Genomic DNA, 20,363 nt, shown 5'->3' with positions numbered 1-20,363 from the left:
AAGATAAACAATACATGCAAGGTCTCGACGAGTACATTCGCCAAGGAGAACCGCAAGAACAGGAACGTGGTCGCGCCTGGCAGACTGCCATTGGTTTGCAGGAGGTTGATGGTCTGAAGACATCACCTTATCTGTTGGAGACTGCTCGTAAACATATTGAGGGTGACATCACCATCATTGAGGCGAAACAACTTATCGACAGCTACTACAAGTCTCAAACAGGACGCAAAGAGGTAGAAGGTGAACGTACTGAAGAGGCTGATAAGGTTTCTGCCCGTATAACGGAATTGCTGCAAGAGCAAACATTTAACTTTTCACCAGCTCAGTTAACGTCCATCCATCGCCGTCTGTTTGAAGGTATATACAAGTTTGCTGGGCGCATACGAGACTACAATATCACCAAGCAGGAATGGGTATTGCGAGGCGAGACGGTCTATTATGCCAGTGCCGACACCATCAGTGAGACTTTGGAATACGACATGGGGCAGGAACGCAACTTTAGCTACGAGGGGAAGAGCATTGATGAAGCAATCAGCCATCTGACTCGCTTTTGTGCTAACCTTTGGCAGATACATGCCTTTGGTGAGGGCAACACTCGCAGCACGGCAGTATTCATGATTAAGTACCTGAAGACGCTTGGCTTCAAAGTAACTAACGACCTCTTCGCTACTCACTCCTGGTACTTCCGTAACGCATTGGTACGTGCAAACTATAGCAACCTGCAAGAGGGCATCACTGAGACTACAATTTTCTTGGAGCGTTTCTTCCGCAACATGCTATTGGGCGAAACCACTCCTCTTAGGAATCGCGAGATGCACTTGGACTGGAAGCCAGAGCCAGATGCCCAAAGTGCAAAAGTTGATTCCCAAAGTGCAAATTCTGCACTTAGAAACGATAATTCTGCCTTTTCTTTGCCTCCAAAGTGCAAAAATTGCACTTTGGAAGAGATTGCAGTACTTCGCGTCATCCAACAGAATCCCTCTGCTACTCAGAAATTCATTGCCATCGAAATTGGCAAATCAGAGCGAACAGTGAAGTCTATCACCGCTCGTCTACAAGAACAGGGAATCTTGAAGCGAGTCAACGGTAAACGTAACGGATATTGGGAAATTTTAGGCAATTTAAAAAGATAACAGAATAGAGATGTTGATACTTATTGATTTAGACGGAACAATAATTAATACGGTTCATCCAACGTGGAAACCGTATAAAGACGGGCAAGAGAACTGCTCTATTGAGCCTTATCTTGCTCAAGTTCCTATTTTCCCTGGAGCAAGGGAGTTTATTGCATCCAGAAAAGCTAAAGGAGATAGTATCATTGTTGTATCTGACTCCCATTTCCGTTATGTTAATCCGATTTGTGACATGCTGGGGGTTGAACGTGTGTCGTTGGCTGATAAGCCCAATACCCAGAAGCTGAAGGAATTTTTAGACAACCATCCGAATTATAATCAAGAGGTTAACAACGGAAACTGTTTCGTTATTGGCGACACCAAGTTAGACATCGAACTCGGAAGACATATTGGAGCCATGACGATTTGGTTCTTGCCATACATAATTACAGATGACATTAAAGATGAACGTGACGGCATAGGCGATGAGATGTTGAGCAAAAAAATGGGACCAACATTTGCTGCAAAAACTTTCCAAGAAATGGAATCTATTATCGATTCACATTTGTCTAATTTGTATCCAATAGAAGCCGCGTTTGCAGATTCTTCATCTGTTCGGGCTATCAGACTCAACGACAATAGGTACTCAGATGGTTCTTGCGCTTGCATCAGATGTCTTGCCAGACAGGAACAAGGATCCTGTGATAAATACGCAAGGGCAGATAAATATTACATGATGTCAAACCCACAGCGTACACAGGCTTTCTTGCAATCATTGGCTAGCGGTATATCAAGTTATCTCAATCAGCCTTCTCTTAATCAAGGATGGGATTATTTCACCTACCTGACGGATAAGAAAACGACCACACCACCTAACAAGATGAAAGAGATATTTGACTTGGTGGCAACTCCTATCCAAAAGGTCAGACTTTTGAAATGGTCTGATAATGTTCAAGGTTCTTTGCGGGATCAAAATCAGTATAAGGACAGACAAACTTTCCTACAAAACTACTTATCTGTGGAATGTCCAATGGAAACGACTGTTGATATGTTTGGGCAAGAGCAACAGGTCCCAATCCCTCTGGCAGGTAAAAATGTGATTGTCCTTGATGATCAATTAACTACAGGAGCTACAGCATGGCATGTAATAAGAAAATTGAAAGAGAAAGGTGCTCGGAATGTTTTGTTTATAGCTATGTTCCAAATGGTGTTACCTGTAAATAATGATGTGATGTGTCCAATATGTGGACAACCAATGCTTATCAAAATGCGCAGGTCTGACGGACATAGATTCTACTCTTGTACCCCACCGCAATATGGCGGTAATGGTTGTGGATATATTCAAGACATACCAAATCAATAAAATAATCGACTATGGATATTAAGAATTTATTGATATTATCAATGGTTAAAACTATCGGTCCTGCTTTTATAAAGAAGAATCGACATAGATTGTCGAAGATAGCTTCATGCGAGGACATAGTTTATGAGGTCAAGCCAGATGAATCTGATAACCTTAGGCATTATGGTACCGTAGCAGATGAAATTATTTCAGACTGCAAGGCTAACGACATCAAGATGCTAAGTATTCTGGATGATACATATCCCTCTCAACTTGCCGAGATTGGCGACCCTCCAAGTGTTCTCTTTCTTAAAGGTGATGTGTCTTTATTAGAGCATGTTATTGCCATTATCGGAACAAGACATAGTACTGAACTCGGTAATAAAATAGCAGAGAGAGTAGGGGAATATTTTTCTCACAAATATTCTATTTGCAATGGGCTTGTTGAAGGTATAGATGAACATTCTATATATTATAATGGTCACGTCACTAAAAATGTCGTAGGCATCATATCTGGAGGACTTCTTTATAAGGAAACGTGTTCTTCTAATCATATTAGAGTGATTGATGATGTTATTAATGCCGGTGGACTTATTATTTCTGAATTCTATCCACGACAAAAAGAAGACAAGTTTTCTGGTAGCAAGGCTAGTAGAATTCAGGCAGGTCTGTCGCACGGCTTAATTCTTGTACAAAGTAAGGCTGATGGTGGTTCCAAATATACATTGGCCAAATATGCTAAGTTGGGAAGGCCTATAGGAATCATCCATTATCCTTCTTCAGAGGAATATTATACAGAAGTCTTTGGAGCAAATCGTCTCATTGTAGAAAAAGGAAAAGATGGACTTGCTCAAATGATTGATTTGAAAAAAATCTCTTCGCTTAATGTAGGGAGTATTCTAACCCTTTCTGGCAAAGAGGACTATGATAAGCTTATCAAAGAAATGGAAACACCAAAAACTGGTATGTTGTTTTAATAGTTGTATTGAATATGAAAGTAAACTCAGCTAAAGAATATAGGCAATGGATTAGAAATCAACGTTATCGTCCAGACGTTGACATCAACTTTATTGGTTGCAGTCTGAAAAACGGGAACCAGATGATAAAAGGTTTCTTTGAACTGTTTCATGGTTTTAAAGATGATATTGAAAAATATCTTCCTTCTTTGCTAGATATAGCAGAAGATAATCAAGCAATATACGAATTCCTTCAAAATGCTGTAGATTGTGGGTCTACTCATTTCTGGGCTTTCTACAATGATCAGTATTTTTTGGCAGTAAACAATGGAGAGAAGTTCTCCATAGAAGGAGTCTCTTCTATATTAAACATTGCCCAGTCTACAAAATATACAGCATCAAGTATTGGAAGATTAGGTATTGGCTTCAAACTTGTTCATCGTCTCGTAGGTAAGGGGAATGGTACACACGAATTGGTTCATAATAATAAGGGGCCTATCATGTTTAGCTGGGACAAACAAGAACATCTGAAAGCTCTGATGTCTTCAGAGTCGATTTCTTGCGAAGGTTTGGCAGAAAACCCATTTTTGTTCAAAATAGCTATAACTAATTTTCCAGCAAATGTAGGTGAAGTCGTAAAGGACATAAACTATGAAGACACTGTAATTTTCCCTGCTTCTGAGCTTGAAGAAATGCAGTCGTATGTATCGCAATGCCTGTCTGAATTGTATACGGATTCTCCCTCTTCTTTTAATCAAGGAACTCTGTTCTTTATAAAGCTCGGGGAGAATAAAAAGCGTTTATTAGACGAAGATTTGGATACGCTGAAAAATGGTATCGAGTATTCAATGAACACGTTAAAGCAACTAGATAATATTTGTTTTAACGGTGAGACTATTTATAAAAAAAAGCTAGTAATCAACGATAATTCAATAAAAAAGAATACAGAATTATTTAACACCATTGAACCGCAATATAAAGAATTCGATATTTTGTATTCATTTGGTTTTTTACCATTTAATTTCACTTCTAAAGATTATTATCAAACTGCTGAACAGTTACGGCAATCTCCAAATTTTTACAAATACTTTCCTATGGGCGATGAGGTGGATAATATGGCATTATTCATCCATAGTGATAGCTTCCAAATCGAGGCAAATCGAAGAATACTTACAAAGGGACATACAAATCAGAAATTATTGCCTGTAATAGCAGATTTTATAGTTGAGAAGCTAAATCAATATAAGGCTAACGATAGGACAAAATATTTGCAGCTTTATGCCTCAATATTGTTAACTGACAAGCCTAGTTCGAAAGAAAAAGCCTGGCTGGACGATGTGTTATATAATACATTATACGATGGGATTAGAACTTGTGCCCCTACAATTGATGGCGATGAAACAAATCTAAGTAATGTGAAGATTAAAGATGTCAAGATGGATATACCTTTTGATAAGATAGGCTTATCGAACATTAAATGGTTTTATTGGCATGGGGAAGCTCATAAAGAAATTGTAGAATCAGCATATTCACCAGATAAGCTAGATCTTTACAAATGGAATATCAATAATATAATTGAGAATTGTAATGTCGAATTACTTAATACATGGCTTGCATCATGTTCGAATGATGTGTTTGATGCATTTCTTGATGAGATTAAATCAACAACTTCAACCAATGAAGTGAAGAAACTACTGCCCAAAATTAAGTTGTTTAAGGTAGGTAAAGAGAGATTGTCACAGGATGAAATTTTGAACGATGATGACTATCTTATTACTACAAATACAATTGAAGGCATTATTCCCATTTTAAAGACTGTTGGAATAAAGTGCACAGATGATACAATTGAAAACCACAAGTTGGTTTCTTTGCTCAAATCGCAAGATGAGGATACTATGTTCAGAATAATTAAGGCAAAGGTTGAAGATCCTGCAAATTGGGCAAAACTCAGTTCAAACGATAAATTGCAACTTGTTTCTGTTCTTGTTGAATTGGAGAATGTAGGGGAAGTGTCGATTAAAAGATTAAATATTTTCAAGAACGTTCTAGGCAACCAATGTGCTTTGGAGAATCTTGCATCGTATAAAGATTTTGTAGATACTTGGCAAAAACCATATATAATCTGTAAAGATGAGAATTTTGATGAAATTCAAAAATACTTACTTAAGTCCGATACAGCCCTCTCAGATACCATAGAGACCCACTTCGAAAATATAATAGAAGAGGGAACTACTATAGACGAATTGTACAGCGTTTATGAAAAAAATCAGATTCAGTGGAAAGATGACCTTACCATAAAAATGATTAATACATATGGTTGTACGGATGAAGTTTTGTCACTGATAGAAAAGAGTCCCAGTAAAACTGCTGTTGATGGGTTCGTTAAGAAATTAGAAACAATAAACTTGACCTCAACCTCTACTTACTCATCAACGTCCTTTGAATATAGGTGCATACAGGTAGCGGCTAAGGTTGAATCCGTTTCTATTCGGGACAAGATTAAGATAGATGATACTCTTCTAACAAGCTTCGCATCGTCAAATGAGCTGTCTTTCAATTGTAAAAATACTCAAGGTATGGGGCATATTTATACAATGAAATTGAGTGACATCCTTCCTGATGATACACAATGTGCTCTTTATGGTAAAGTAGCAGAAATGTTTTCTTCTATTATTGGGTATAAAAAAATATTTTCAGCTGATAGTAGTAATAATAACAATGTTCAAACAAGACTTAGAGCCTTGTTGTCGTCTGACGGCACAATAATCCTACCAGCACAATATATTTTTATCTTATTTACTAGGTGGCAGGCTAATTCTTCTAATCTTTCAAATTGGAATAGCATTATAAGATTTGGTACGGATGAGTCTCAAATAGGTAAGACTATTGCCAACATTTTGGCATATGCTCATGAGCACAATCTTGCCGATGTCTTGATTCAATATAAGTCTTTTAATAATTGGAGCCAGTATGTAAAAGGCAAATATTTGTTTTCCTCGGAGTACACTTTAGAAAGCGAGAGAGTATGTAAAGATATTGAAGACTGGTGTGGTCAAGATTGTCAGAAGAAAGAACTTCTAAAAAAACTAGATTTACACTTCGAAGATGGCGCTGAGATTAAAAGACGTAAACAATTCAAAGATGATACGCTGGTCGAATGGGATGGAGAGACATTCCCTAGCTCTTTTCTCGCATGGGTTGCCTCATTCCCAAGCATTAATGGTGAGAATCAAAAGAAATTATTGTTTAACTTAACAAATAAGTTTAATAATGTTTCTTTGAAAAAAAAGTTTGCAGAAGAAGACTTTTCTGAGGCCAAGGAACTTGATAGTCCAAAGTATTTAGCCTGGAAGCCGACCAAGTCAATATCCATCTATGAACTTGACAAAGAAATGCCTGTTCGCATTATATATAAAGAGCAGATTATAGCTCGCTTAAATGTTGGTCAGTACAAGTACTTTCCAGACACTAAACACTTATACATTAATGGTGTAAAGGAAGAAGACGTGGCATCCATTCTTGCACAAGTTTACCAAGACAAAACTATTCCATTTGACTATCAAGACTATATCTCTGTTTGTTTTGACTCTTTAAAAGAACAAAGAGCAAAAGATATGGAACTAGAGATGTATCGCAAGCTCTTTGAAAAACTTCAGGAAGAGAAGCAGAAAGAACAAAAGGAAAAGGAACGCGCAAAAGAGAAATACAGGAACGAGTATTCGGAAAAAATAAAGGAGTTTATGGGAGGCGATTTTTCAATGCCTTCAGATAGAGTTAAATCTGAACACATAATCTCAAGATACCGTTCCTTAATGTATATTAAATCCTTAGGGCAGTTTACCATAAGGCCTGGATTTGATGAGAAAAGTTACATTAGAACAGATGGATATGCCCCCATTCCACTAGCTGATGGTAAACAAATCAACATTCAAAGTGCAAAATTTGGCATTTGGCATCTTTCACCTATGATATGGAATGACATAGTGAAAAAGGGTAATTATGCTTGTTTGTGTACTGGCAATGGTGAATATGACTTCAAACTTATTAAAAATGAAAATGATATAAAAGATATCGCAGAAAATACTAAAAATGTCTTCATGCGTCTAACACCAACAAGGAGCATGAACATCATGGAAACTATAAAGAGTGTATTATCTCCAAGCCAGATTGTCTTAGATGATGATTTAATTTTAGATACTATTTATACAAATCGAGATGTTCATCTTATGCTTTTAGTTCATCCAACGGCTGAACCTGCTCTAAATAGTATGTTCGATACTGTTTTCAATGCAGAAGGAGATTATAATATAAGCGAATTAGGTTAGGATATGGATAGATTAGAATCATACGAAAAGTTCTTTAGACTACAGAGAAGAGATCAAGAGAAGAAGTATGAACAATATGCGAATACTCCTTTAAATAGTCTTTTCTCAGAAGGAAAAGCTTTTTATGGTACAGTTGCTGGAACAACTGACTATGGTCAGGTAATACTTCGTTTTGACACCGAAGTAACACCTCGCCTAAAAGTTCCAATGGTATTTTGTCTTATAAAAAAGAATGCGTATGAGGAATATGGTGTAGATGTATCAAAATGGAACTGTACCAGTTTGAAATATAGGGAGAATGTTAGTGCTCATACATCTTTCTCAGATACATTGCCTATTTACTTTCTTAATGAGAGAAAAACGATTGGCTGTGGCAATGTTAGTCTTGAAATGCTTAAAACCGTGCGTATAGCACTTGATCAACATGTCAATATTAAATTTGTCATGTTAGAAACACTGCCTCCCACGGAATTATTAATGAACCTTGCAGATTATATTAAACTACATCCATCGGATAAAGATTTACTACTTCAACCGAAGATAAGTTACGATAACTGGACACCGATTGAACTTACAAGTAAAGAAAATGTTGCTGACAGGATTATAGAAAGTCTAAAAGAACATGATGTTTGTGTTCTTCAAGGACCTCCAGGTACTGGTAAAAGTTATACATTGGGATCCATTATCAGCAAAGTTACAGAACAGAAGAAAAGAGTTTGTGTTACTACTCAAAGCAATGCGAGCTTAATTTCTCTAATCTCCCAAGAGACTATAGAACATGTAATTAAAAGAGGTATTATTAGTAAGACTGTCTTGACGGCAGAAGAAAAGAGGAAATATCCCTTTTTAATACCTGCGGATAAAGATTTAATGGTTCCTGAAGGTGGTGTTTTGTGTTCAACATATTATTCTTTATCTAGAATAATAAACAAAGTTAATGGCCCGATTTATGATTTGATTGTAGTAGAGGAAGCTTCACAGGCATTCCTCACGGCAATAGCTGCATTTATGAAACTTGGCAAAAAGTGTATTATCGTTGGCGATCCTATGCAACTTCCTCCTGTTGTAGAAATTAAGAATGCCGCAGATTATCGCTTTATTGATATAGATACTCAGTCAAACGGGATGATGACCTTTATATGTTCGACAGATGTTCCGAGTTACAGAATTACAACTTCACATCGATTAACTCCGGCTAGTTGTAATCAATCAAGGTATTTTTATGGTGGGCACCTTACAAGTGTTCAGGATGAGAAGACTATATTTAATATACCTTCAGAGATGAAACCCTTCTTCCCAGATGAAGGCGGAACTATAATATATAACACCAAAGGTGAATCTGGTGCAAACTATTCTAAGAACGCATTGGAGATTATAAGAAATATCGTAACCGTCTTTTCTGGGTATTATCCAAAACGAAGATTAGCAATCCTTACCCCTTTCGTACTGACAACTGAAAAGCTTCAAGAGGAGTACTGTCGAGATAATCAGAAGTTAGATATTCTTGTAGAAACGATTAATAGAATTCAAGGCGAAACCGTAGATTATACAATTTACTATGTTCCTCTTCGGAATCCCGAATTTGCATTCTCAGATAATTTGTTTAACGTAGCTACAAGTCGTTCAAGAAGTACAACGTTGCTCTTAACAGATATGCCTATTGATATTGTACCTATAAAATCAAATAAGGTTCGCAATTTCATTAAAGAATGCAAGTTTGTTGATGACAAGATAAAAACAAACGTAGATCGAAATGAGATAAAACTATTCTATCCTGGTTTGGAATCATTAGTAGATGTACTGCTTGATAATGAAATACAGTTCAGCTTTGATGGTGATGTTGACTTGCTAGATCACAATGGTGTAGTAATTGCAACTGCGGGATTACTTTTAGAACAATACAAGATAGCAATAGATCCTGTTGATGACGACTCTAAGCAGATTTTCGAACGAGCTGGATACAAAGTTATATCCTCAAATGAATTTAGTATTGATCTCTTAAAACAATAAGATATGTTACCACTCCAACAAGCACGCGAAGTACGTGATTCAATAATAGAGTATATCAAGGCAACCTTCAAGTTTAAGGAGAAGGATGTAAGTGATGCATTCTACCGCTTTATTGAAGATAAAGAGGATGGATTGTTCAAGGGGCCATTTATATCGTTGAAAACTCCTTTCGTATCAGCAACTGAGGAGGAGAGTAAGAATATACCATTGGATATTGCTCCAAACTTTCCACCTTATAAGCATCAGCTGCAGGCATTTAGCCAGTTGTCTATGAAGAATGGGCATAATCCAGAGCCAACATTACTAACAACAGGTACTGGTTCAGGTAAGACGGAGTGTTTCTTATATCCAATACTAGATTACTGCTATAATTGTAATAAGTATGAGCGACAGGTAGGCGTAAAAGTGATTATCATGTACCCCATGAATGCACTTGCCAGCGATCAGGCAAAACGTCTGGCAGAGACTATATGGAACGATGAACGCTTAAAAGGAAAGGTAACTGCAGGCCTTTTTGTAGGTGAAGGTACTGATCCGAAGGATTATCCCAGAGACATGGGCGAAGACCATATCATTGAGAATCGTGATGCCATTTTAGACACCGTACCAGATATTCTTCTCACAAACTTCAAAATGCTTGACTATGGTCTGATGCGTCAAAGGTTCCGTTTCTTATGGAAAGGTAACATTGATACAGATTATAAAGCACTTAAGTTTATTGTTCTTGACGAGTTGCATACCTATGATGGAGCCCAAGGTACTGATGTGGCCAACCTTATACGACGTTTGAAGCTAAAGCTCAATATGCCAAAGGGCGTGTTGTGTCCTATAGGTACCTCTGCTACTATAGGTAACGGTGCAGATAGTAAGAAACGACTCTGTGAATATGCTACAGATGTTTTTGGAGAGACTTTCAAAGAAGAGAATGTTATTGAAGAACATCGTATCCCAGTAGAACAGTATATAACAGTAACGAACAATAACCTGCCAGACGTAAAACTTATAAAGAGTTGTGAGTTTGGTGCTAATGATACTGTTGACAGTTATATGAAACGCCTATGCAAGGTATGGCTAAAGGATTCATCAATCTCTCCAGTTGATGCAGGAACATATCTTCGCAGTATGGATATCGTCAAATCATTGTTGGTAATATTGAGTTCAGGAATACTATCACTTGACGATATACATAAGAGGCTGATTGACCAAGATAATAATTATCGTAGGCTTTATCTTCAGGATGGCGAGAAGGTATGTATCATTACGTTGGAAAATCTTCTGGCATTGATTGCTTATGCCAAACGTCCACTTAATAAAACGAGCAAACAAATTCCACTTCTTTATCTCCAGGTTCAGCTGTGGCAGCGCGAATTGAGTGGTATCCTACGATATTTCCAGAAGGAGCCTGAATTCGTCTGGCGTTATAGTTTAAAGAAGGATGAAGACCGAATAGCACTGCCTATGTATTTCTGTCGTGAGTGCGGAGCAAGCGGATGGATTTCCAGAAGACTGGCAACTGATGACAGGTATTGCTCTGATATAGCGACCATCAACAAGGCTTTCATGAATAGAGAAAAGGAGATTATGCTCCTTAATATTGAATCGAAAAAGCATGAGGCCATAGATGAATATGTGAATGACAATGCGATTAACGTTACTCATCATGTATTCATGAAGGATTTACGTGAAGCAAGCGTAAGTGATAGTGATACACTAAGAGTACGCGTGTGCAGCAAGACTACGTCGACAAGAGGGGGTAATCAGCGATTTGCATCAAATTGCCCAGAGTGTAATAGCGACTCGATTTGCCAAATAGGCGGTAGAACATCAACATTGTCGAGCGTGGCCATTAGTCAGGTATTGTCAAGTGATTTTGACCATGCGGATGAAAAAGATAGAAAGATTCTGGTTTTCAATAATAGTGTTCAGGATGCTGCACATCAAGCAGGTTTCTACGAAGCAAGAACCTTCCGTTTCTTGTTCCGTCAGTCAATGCAGCAATACATTAACACGTTGGAACATCCTGTAAATGTGGCAGAGTTGCAACAAGGCTTTAAAGATTATTGGAAAGCAAAATTGACTGAGGAAGATTATTATAACCGTTTTCTTCCAGCAGACTTGGCTTCTCACGTAGATTTGAGGCACAATTATCGAGAAGGAAATAGCTTTATGCAATCTTTCAAAAAGGAGTTTGATGTCCGTGTAGATTGGGAAATCATAAGTGAGTTTGGTCTGACTTCGCAATTAGGTCGTACTTTGGAGAAAACAGGTTCGTCTGCAACCTTCTTCAAAAGCGAAGATATACATAAGGTGTATGACTTGATGAAAGATTTCCTGATGGAGAACAACCTCAGTTATGTTGCCGAAAATGAAAGTTCTTTCTGTCACTATGTGTATGGTATACTTCAGAGAATGAGACAACATGGCGCGGTAGACCATCAATATCTCGATAAGTATAGAAAAGAGGCGCTAACTTTGTGGGCTCTAAACTGGAATAGAGACGGCCGCCACTTTTTAAATAGAGCATTTGGAGGCGGCATTAGGTTCCCGAAACTTATTGGTGTCAATTTCCAAGGCTCCAATGACGATATGCTTGACATCGTGGTTCTAAGAAGAGAAAAGCCCAATTGGTACACAAACTACTTCTGGAGAAATTTCAACTGGCCCATTGAGAAGAATATGACTCTTTTCAACGACTTTATCAGAATGCTTTTCATTAAGATGGAGGAAGTTGGGCTTGTGAACAGGGCTTCTGAAGGAGGTGGCAATTATGTTATTAATCCTGATCATATATGGGTAAGCAAACAGGTAAAGCATATTAAATGTAGTAACTGCCAGTCGACACTATATGTGGCTAAAAATGACGTGATTGCAGAAGATACACCTTGTCTAGATTATAAATGTGCGGGAACATATTCTGAGGAAATCAATCCAGAACTGAATTACTACCAGCAGGTATATAACAGAGCGCTATCTCCTCGTGTATATGCACGTGAGCACACTGGTTTGTTGGAACGTAGCGATAGGGAAAAGTTGGAGAAAGACTTTAAAGAGCATCCTCATTCCAACTCTGTAAACGTTCTAACAGCCACTTCAACACTCGAAATGGGTATAGATATTGGCGATTTGAATGTGATGGGCAACGCAAATGTTCCACCTAAACCAAGTAACTTCCTTCAGAGAGTTGGACGAGCTGGACGTAAAGAAGGAGCTGCCCTTGTGCTGAACTACGCTCATTCTGGTGAGCCACATGATATGTATTATTTTACGTATCCAGATGAGATGATGGAAGGCGAAGTGAATACTCCAGGTTGTTTCCTTGAAGCAAAAGATATACTTCGTCGTCATTTCTTTGCATACTGTATTGATACATGGATTAGTGCAAGTACGGACAATACACTGCCTTCGTATGTGAGAGACCTGAAACTTACGGAGGACGCTTTGGCACTTGATAGTTTCGTCATCAATCAAATCATTGCATTTATTAAGAACAACAAGAATACCTTAAAATCGCGGTTTGCAGAGCAATATGATGAGAAGACTCAACCAACGATAAAGATTCTTGCAGACTCTCTGGATAATGAATCTTTCTATCAGATTATTATCAAGGAATTCCATTCTTTGGCAGACAGATTGTATGGGTTGGGGCAGGAGATGAATGAATATAAGGAACAGGAAGAGAAACTACAGCCCAATGATCCTGCGAAGGAAGCCATAAAGGATTTGATAAAGGCATGCAAGAAACAGTATGCGAGCATTCAAGGCCAGAGTCTTATTGAGTTTATGACTAACTGCGGCCTGTTGCCAAACTATGCTTTTCCAGAGACGGGAGTAAAACTTCAAGCCAGTGTTTATTCGTCACAAGAAAAAGAAGATAAGAAGAATAATGTAGCAGAACCAAGTGTTATAGAACTAACAAGGTCTGCCTCGCAAGGTATTAAGGAACTGGCGCCTGGTAATAAGTTCTGTACCCAGAAACTTCAGTTAGAGGTTAGTGGTATACCTACTTTTGATTGGAAAGACAATCTCACCTCTATGAGATATTGTTCTAAGTGTGATTGCCTGGCGGAAAAAGGAACACCAGATTATTCACAAGCATCATGTCCGAAATGTGGTGACCCTTCATGGGGTGTTAACCAACACCATTTCTTGAAGTTCACAAACGCAAGGAGTGCTATGTATAAGGTTGATGCTGTACTTGATGACTCAAACGAAGAACGTACAAAAGAACAGTTCATCGTAAAGAAACACTTTATGTTCCACCATAAGGGGGTTGTTTCATCCTACGCCATGAATGGCATAGGATTCGGTATTGAATTCTGTAACAACATGGATTTGTATGAAGCCAACTACGGTATGCAGATGCAGTCAGGAGCTAAAGTGGAAATTAACAATGAGAGTATCATACCTGAAAACGGCTTTGTAACTTGCAAGTACTGCGGTAAGTCTACACCAATTCTATCTAAAACGAATAGGGATCATCAACCTGTAGAACAGCACTACAGATTCTGTAACCATAAACAGATTAGCTTTGCTGATGATAGAAATGGCGAGGTATTTGAGCAGCTCTATTTGTATCGCCATATGCAGACAGAGGCAATCAAGATTCTTTTGCCAGTACAGATATTAGATGCAAAATCAGCTGTCGAGATGTTTAGGGCAGGTATTGAACTTGGTATGAAAGAATACTACCATTCATCTCCTGAACATATCAGAATAGATTCGTATACTGAAGCGAATCTGGCTACAGGAAAGAAAGATTACTATCTTGTGATGTATGATACTATCCCTGGTGGAACTGGATATTTGGCGAAGCTGTATAATACAGATGCATTCACAGAACTGCTGCAAAATGCATACAATAGAATAAAAGAATGCACATGCCAGCATGAAGGTAAAGATGGATGTTATCATTGTATACTTACATATGGCAACCAATATTCTCGCGATTCGTTTAGCAGAGAACAGGCTGAAATATTATTTGAACGACTGGTTGATAATACCAAAACATGGGAACGTATTGATGGTTCTGTTGGTACTATTGCACAAAATGGTGCAGCTGAAGATAGTGAACTTGAACTGAAGTTTGTTAGTGCAATGCGAACGCTGTCAAAGAATAAAGACTGGTCGTTCGAGAAGGTGCCTGATGAAGATTCATACCATTACGAGTTGGTAGTAATGGATGAAAGTTCAGAAACGGAGATCAGATATAATATTAAACCACAGTTTGAATTGACTGTTGCATATGGGGTTAAGCATACCACTATCCCTGATTTCCAGATCATGTGTACCCGTGCGAAGATTGACGGAATTGAGATCGAAGATTTGATAAACATTCCTTGGTGGTCAGTATATTTGGATGGCTACCAATATCATGCCTGTACGCCTAATATGAGATTCTATAGCGATTGGGAAAAACGTGAGGGCATCAAACAGGCAAAGCCACAGCGCATGTTCTCTTGGACATTGACGTGGGAAGATATTCAGTTGTTCGAATCTGAAAAAGATGATGAACTGGGACTCAATTCTGTTACTCGATTAGGGAAATTCCTAGAAAACCCGCAGCTAGGAAATATCAAGGAAACTTGTTTCTGGTGTATATACGATACGTCAGAATTCCTAACAAGTGGAGGGGCGTTATATGAAGGTTCTGTTTCTCAGGACGCATCATGTGAGGATAGGCTCACTGACAGCTCAACAGATGAGGAAGTGGATAAAGTATATAGTGACGCAATCAGCTACGACCTTCTGATACACAAGGGATTAAGTGTATTGGATAAAGAAGAATGGGTTAAATTCTGGAGAAGATACAATCTGATTCAATTCTTCTCTAATACTCAAGAAAGTCCTCAAGAAGAGGTTGTTGCTTCGATTGTGAACCGAAACGAAGTCAAGGAACTCTATCCCGGAATGGAAGATATTGTTGATATATTAATAGACAACAATATTCCCTTCAGCTATGATGGTATTTTTGAGCTCACAGACGAAAACGATGAAGTTATCGCAAGTGCTGCTATGATTATTGATAATCCGAAGATTGCCATCGATCCCTATAGTGAAGATGATAAAGAAACATTCGAACAGAAGGGATATAAGGTTATTAAACAGGAAGAATTTAGTATTGACATAATAAGATTATAAATATGAGACTATTTTTATCAGAAACATTCTTTGACGCAGTTTTTAAATTGCCAAAAAAGACACAGGACAAGGTGGTAACATTCCAAAAGAAGTTTCGTGAAAACCCTGCATCGCCAGGCATTCATTTGGAACCAATAGCTCAATTTAAGAATTCAACAATGCGCACAGCACGAATTGATGATAACTATCGTGTAATTATCGGAGTATTGGATGGAAATACATATTCCCTGTTGTATGTCGCTGACCATGAAGAGGCATATCGATGGGGTATGAGCAAGCGCTTTGTATGGAATGAGCATACACAGGCCTGCCAGTTGATATCTGTAGAAGAGAAAGCGGATGATTTTACACCATCAAGTCTGCCTGAAATTGAAAATACTTTCTTTACAGGTGTACCAGAGGAAAAATTGCTGAAGATTGGTATACCACAGGACGCAATAGGAAGAGTAATGTCTATTAAGTCGTTGGATGATCTCGATGCATTGGAGCCAATTCTGCCTATTGACGCGTATGAAAACATATTCAATATAATGGATGGTACCAACATAGATGATGTTATTAGCAACATAGAAGAAGGTCAGGCTCATGAGAATGAAGACAAATTGCTAAGTGATAATAATAAACGCCGATTTATTGAAATTACAGATGATGATGAACTTCAGCGTATTATCGACCAAGGCATGGATAAATGGCAGATATTCCTTCATCCATCACAGCGAAAGCTTGTTGATGCCGAATATAAGGGTACAATGAAAGTTAGTGGTGGAGCTGGAACCGGAAAGACCATTGCAGCTATTCATCGTCTGAAATACCTATGCCAAAAGGCTGACGCAAAGGTGCTGTTTACAACATACACTAAAACACTTAGGGTAAACTTAGCGGATTCTATTAAAAAACTTGGGGTTCCATCAAATAAGTACACCTTAAACAACATTGATCGTGTTCTATTGGATGTTGCGCAGGCATATAAGATAAAAGATGGTTATAATGTGCTTGATTATAGCGGTGATGAAGAGTCATTGAAGTTATGGCGTGAAGTTCTTGAAACAGAAATCACGGAATTTAACGAACAGTTCCTATACGACGAATACATTGATGTTATCGTATATTATGGGAATAATGATGTCAAAGAGTATATGATGCAACCACGTGTTGGTCGTAACAAGGCATTAAACCGCAAACAGCGCATTGAGATTTGGAAACTCGTTGAGAAATATGTAGCTTTGAAACAAGAGCGTAAGGTTGTTGACAGACTGGAGTTGTTTAACGAAACAACGAACTATCTCAACGAGAATAATATCCATCCATACACCAATGTTATAGCTGACGAATTTCAGGATTTCTCAAACCCAGAATTGAAATTCCTTCGTGCATTAGTTGCTGAAGGAGAGAACGATTTGTTCTTAGTTGGAGATCCTATTCAACGTATCTACACGGGCCGTAAAATGAATTTCGGAGCTGCGGGTATTAATGTAAGAGGTATTAGGAGCAAAAAACTTAAAATCAATTACCGTACTACAGAACCTATCAAGAGGGTTGCTGTTGGAGTCATTAAGGGCGTTGATTATGACGATCTTGATGGAGGTAAGGAATCTACAAAAGGATATGTTTCTCTTATACATGATGGAATAGCCCCTCAATACAAAATAGTAAGTGATGCAAATTCAGAAGTTGAACAGGTTATAGAATGGCTTAATGAGTGTATAGACAATGGAATAAAACCTTCTGAGATATGTATAGCTGCACCAAGTATGCAACTATTGAAGGGGGTTCAAACAAGATTGCATCGTGACGGAAAAGAGTATAGAGTCTTAAAAGGGGATCAAAAGCAAGGTAGTACTAATGGTGTTGACTTGTGTACATTCCATTCATTGAAAGGACTCGAATACCGTGTAATCATTCTAACTGATGTAAATGAACGTAATCTGCCTTCTAAAGCTACAGAAGGTTACCCATTCTCTGGAATGGATAATGTTGCTAAAAAGGAGTACTTGTCAGCAAAGCGCTCATTACTTTACGTTGCTATAACGCGAGCACGACAACTTGTATATATGGTCGGATTTGGTGAGCCAACAGATCTTCTTAAGCATGAGATATAACACCAATAATAAATACATAAGTACAAAAGATGCAGTCCGTTTAACTGGGCTTTCGACGCAGGAGGTATACGATCTGATTCACAGCGGTACACTTCCTGCGCGGAAGGCTCCTAAAAGTGGATGGCGTATTATGCCGAAGGACTTGGCTGAATTAGGGCTTATAAAGATGGATTCAGACTCCAACATTGAGGAATTTCAAACGGAGGCTAGTTTCTGCTATGTAGAAGACGAGGAGCACTATACCCAGGTCTTTAAACGTATGACAGAAGTAAAGCGCAGTTTGAAAATTGCTACGGCAAATCTTAAAAACTTCAACGTTTTTATTGAGGCTGATGGGGGAGTAGAAACGATGCGCTTATGCGACTTCTTCTTATTGCTTGTGGAACGAGGCGTTCACGTTCAGGTGGTGTGTATGAAGCCTTTCGGGTTCTACCTCTATGCAAAGAAAAACTGCCCTCAACTGCTGGAGAATCCTCTTTTCGACTTGCGTTACAACGGGCGCAATCATATGAAGATGTTTGTTTTTGACGATGAGTGTGCGTACATCGGTTCTGCCAATATCACTTCTGCTGCTATCGGTAAGCGTGCAAGTGGAAAGAGAAATCATGAAGCAGGAATACTTTTGTCTGGTCCGACAATGATGCAGGCAACGTTAAAACACTTTGAGAAAGTTTGGAATGATCCAGACATCCTTAAATCTAATTGGAAACGTTTTGCTAAAATGGCAAATGAGTTTAAGGCAAAGATAATGGTTGAGGAAGTATAATCTTTTGAGGAAGTAAATAAAAACCGAGGAGCGAACATCACTGTTGGCTCCTCTTGGAATGACGGATGCATATAATAATATGCATTTTTAGCTAGTGCAAAGATAATGCTTTTTTTGAACTTTCGGTAATAAATTGGAGAAAAGTTTGATTTCTCGGAGATTATTTGTATTAACTGCATTATATTGTCCGATAAGACAAAGAATGACCGATAAATTGTCCGAAAACTCCAAAATGTCCGATAAAAAGTCCGAAAAAGCCTATAATGTCCGAAATAATGTCCGATAAACAATGTGGTCGCAATTTGCGACCACATTATTTGAGATAATTAATTCAAACTGTTTATTCGGTAACTATTCAACCCAATCAACACAGTTAATGCCTGGGATTTGGCTGAAGTGTTTGGTGTTATGGGTTACTACCGTTAAATCGAAATGACGAGCAGTTACTGCTATGAGGATATCGAAATCTCCGACTACCAGACCTTTACTAGTAAGGGCTTGGCGTATTTCTGCATAATCGCGCGTCCAGTCACCAAGAGGTAAAATAGTAAATGTGTCTTGAATGCCTTTTGTTTCTTGAAGATGTTTTTCAACCGCTTTGCTATGGAGTGCACCATAAGTAAGCTCAGCAATGCTAACCTCAGATGCATAGATTTGATTGACGGGTGTATTGGCAATATGCTTTTCTACTCCATTGCGGCGGTGAAAGTATTCAATCCATGTATCTGTATCGAGAATATATCCTTTCATAATATACTTAATCGTCGAGGTCTACAATACGATTTGCAGGGCGTTCTTTATCACGATTCTTCATCATCTGGTAAAATTCCTCACCCTCTACTGTTTCTGACCAATTGCCTGCTAAACGGAGAAAGAGAGCTTTACGCTCTTCATCTGTAAGTTCAGAAGAGGTTGCGTTAGGCATAATTAGCTTGTTGGCCAGCCACTCACGGTCACTCTGCGAAAGCGAAAGCCCCTGCAGATAGTTCCATAAATTGTTTAATGCAAATGTTGTCATAAGCCAATTATTTATTGATTTCGCTGCAAAGATAAGCAAAATCTCGGAATAAACAAATAAAGTGGCAATATTTTTCAAAGGTAACGACTCGATTAGGTCGATTTTGTAAGGTCGGAGTTTGCAATTTGGGATTTGGGTGAAAAATTTTTTGTGGAGGGTTTTTTCTACGTTTTATTTACAAAATGTGGGTGGTTTTTGGTAGGGTGCTGCGACTCGCAGCAGGTAACTGTTGTAATATAGTGAATCTATTGGAAAAACCAAGGAAATACGCTAAAAATTTAGTGGCGCTCGCGAATAAAAAAGATTAATATTTTTGCTTTTGATTACTGGAGAAGTATTATATTTGCAGCCGATTTTTTAACTAATAAACAACATTAAATTAATTTGAAAAACGATGGAAACAATCAACAACGAGCTTGAAAGAGCTCAACTTGGGGCAGCTTCGGCTGCTGGCTGCGGAGCGCCCCTTGACTACCTGCCAAGTTTAAAAAATTACCTCAACCTTGCCAGGGAAATAGCCAGCCAATATTGTGTGGTATCTATTGAAAACAGTAGAATTAGAGCCTTTGTTGCTCGGTTCTTTATGCGACAACTGAA

10 protein-coding genes and 1 pseudogene are annotated in these 20,363 nt (G+C 38.3%); 9 read left to right on the top strand and 2 right to left on the bottom strand.

Translation table 11 applies throughout. The features are described from left to right. Positions 1-14: 14 nt before the first annotated feature. Genes T499_RS0111385 through T499_RS0111350 form a run of 8 tightly spaced genes read left to right on the top strand, consistent with a single transcriptional unit; the run spans position 15 to position 18,748 of the window. On the top strand, positions 15-1,133 hold the full coding sequence (locus tag T499_RS0111385) for a Fic family protein (protein ID WP_033151163.1): 1,119 nt from the start codon (positions 15-17) through the stop codon (positions 1,131-1,133). 10 nt (positions 1,134-1,143) lie between these two features. Next, complete coding sequence (locus T499_RS0111380; protein ID WP_033151076.1) at positions 1,144-2,475, top strand: haloacid dehalogenase-like hydrolase; 1,332 nt, start codon at positions 1,144-1,146, stop codon at positions 2,473-2,475. 11 nt (positions 2,476-2,486) lie between these two features. Further along, positions 2,487-3,431, top strand: coding sequence for a DNA-processing protein DprA (locus T499_RS0111375; protein ID WP_084163127.1), 945 nt, complete (start codon positions 2,487-2,489; stop codon positions 3,429-3,431). Between the two features lie 14 nt (positions 3,432-3,445). Next, positions 3,446-7,735 carry a sacsin N-terminal ATP-binding-like domain-containing protein gene (locus T499_RS0111370; RefSeq protein WP_033151074.1) on the top strand — a complete coding sequence of 1,430 codons (4,290 nt, stop codon included), beginning with the start codon at positions 3,446-3,448 and terminating at the stop codon, positions 7,733-7,735. Positions 7,736-7,738: 3 nt separating this feature from the next. Beyond that, the gene (locus tag T499_RS0111365; protein ID WP_033151073.1) at positions 7,739-9,745 is read left to right on the top strand and encodes an AAA domain-containing protein; all 2,007 of its coding nucleotides are present in this window, start codon (positions 7,739-7,741) and stop codon (positions 9,743-9,745) included. A gap of 3 nt (positions 9,746-9,748) precedes the next feature. Then, positions 9,749-15,883, top strand: coding sequence for a DEAD/DEAH box helicase (locus T499_RS0111360; protein WP_033151072.1), 6,135 nt, complete (start codon positions 9,749-9,751; stop codon positions 15,881-15,883). A gap of 2 nt (positions 15,884-15,885) precedes the next feature. Continuing rightward, a complete protein-coding gene (locus tag T499_RS0111355; RefSeq protein ID WP_033151071.1) occupies positions 15,886-17,982 on the top strand; it encodes a UvrD-helicase domain-containing protein in 2,097 nt (698 codons plus the stop codon). Continuing rightward, positions 17,972-18,748, top strand: coding sequence for a phospholipase D-like domain-containing protein (locus T499_RS0111350; RefSeq protein WP_033151070.1), 777 nt, complete (start codon positions 17,972-17,974; stop codon positions 18,746-18,748). The genes T499_RS0111355 and T499_RS0111350 overlap by 11 nt, the downstream gene beginning before the upstream one ends. Positions 18,749-19,099: 351 nt before the next feature. Here T499_RS0111350 and T499_RS0111345 read toward each other — a convergent pair whose 3' ends face one another. Both T499_RS0111345 and T499_RS0111340 read right to left on the bottom strand, forming a co-directional pair. Then, a complete protein-coding gene (locus tag T499_RS0111345) occupies positions 19,100-19,498 on the bottom strand; it encodes a PIN domain-containing protein (RefSeq protein WP_052173677.1) in 399 nt (132 codons plus the stop codon). 7 nt (positions 19,499-19,505) lie between these two features. Continuing rightward, complete coding sequence (locus tag T499_RS0111340) at positions 19,506-19,766, bottom strand: hypothetical protein (protein ID WP_033151069.1); 261 nt, start codon at positions 19,764-19,766, stop codon at positions 19,506-19,508. A gap of 394 nt (positions 19,767-20,160) precedes the next feature. On the opposite strand from T499_RS0111340, the pseudogene T499_RS0111335 reads away from it, so the two are divergent. Continuing rightward, positions 20,161-20,363: pseudogene (locus T499_RS0111335) on the top strand (hypothetical protein); the annotation flags it as partial.

Source organism: Prevotella sp. RM4 (genome assembly GCF_000701965.1).
GTDB classification, from domain to species: domain Bacteria; phylum Bacteroidota; class Bacteroidia; order Bacteroidales; family Bacteroidaceae; genus Prevotella; species Prevotella ruminicola.
The sequence above is the reverse complement of the archived record's forward strand: the minus strand, read 5'-3'. Positions and strand labels throughout refer to the sequence as shown.

What these genes read in the sequence shown, in the direction of transcription:
- T499_RS0111385 (WP_033151163.1), top strand. Translation starts at nt 15, where the DNA reads ATGCAAGGTCTCGACGAGTACATTCGCCAAGGAGAACCGCAAGAACAG.
- T499_RS0111380 (WP_033151076.1), top strand. Translation starts at nt 1,144, where the DNA reads ATGTTGATACTTATTGATTTAGACGGAACAATAATTAATACGGTTCAT.
- T499_RS0111375 (WP_084163127.1), top strand. Translation starts at nt 2,487, where the DNA reads ATGGATATTAAGAATTTATTGATATTATCAATGGTTAAAACTATCGGT.
- T499_RS0111370 (WP_033151074.1), top strand. Translation starts at nt 3,446, where the DNA reads ATGAAAGTAAACTCAGCTAAAGAATATAGGCAATGGATTAGAAATCAA.
- T499_RS0111365 (WP_033151073.1), top strand. Translation starts at nt 7,739, where the DNA reads ATGGATAGATTAGAATCATACGAAAAGTTCTTTAGACTACAGAGAAGA.
- T499_RS0111360 (WP_033151072.1), top strand. Translation starts at nt 9,749, where the DNA reads ATGTTACCACTCCAACAAGCACGCGAAGTACGTGATTCAATAATAGAG.
- T499_RS0111355 (WP_033151071.1), top strand. Translation starts at nt 15,886, where the DNA reads ATGAGACTATTTTTATCAGAAACATTCTTTGACGCAGTTTTTAAATTG.
- T499_RS0111350 (WP_033151070.1), top strand. Translation starts at nt 17,972, where the DNA reads ATGAGATATAACACCAATAATAAATACATAAGTACAAAAGATGCAGTC.
- T499_RS0111345 (WP_052173677.1), bottom strand. Translation starts at nt 19,498, where the DNA reads ATGAAAGGATATATTCTCGATACAGATACATGGATTGAATACTTTCAC.
- T499_RS0111340 (WP_033151069.1), bottom strand. Translation starts at nt 19,766, where the DNA reads ATGACAACATTTGCATTAAACAATTTATGGAACTATCTGCAGGGGCTT.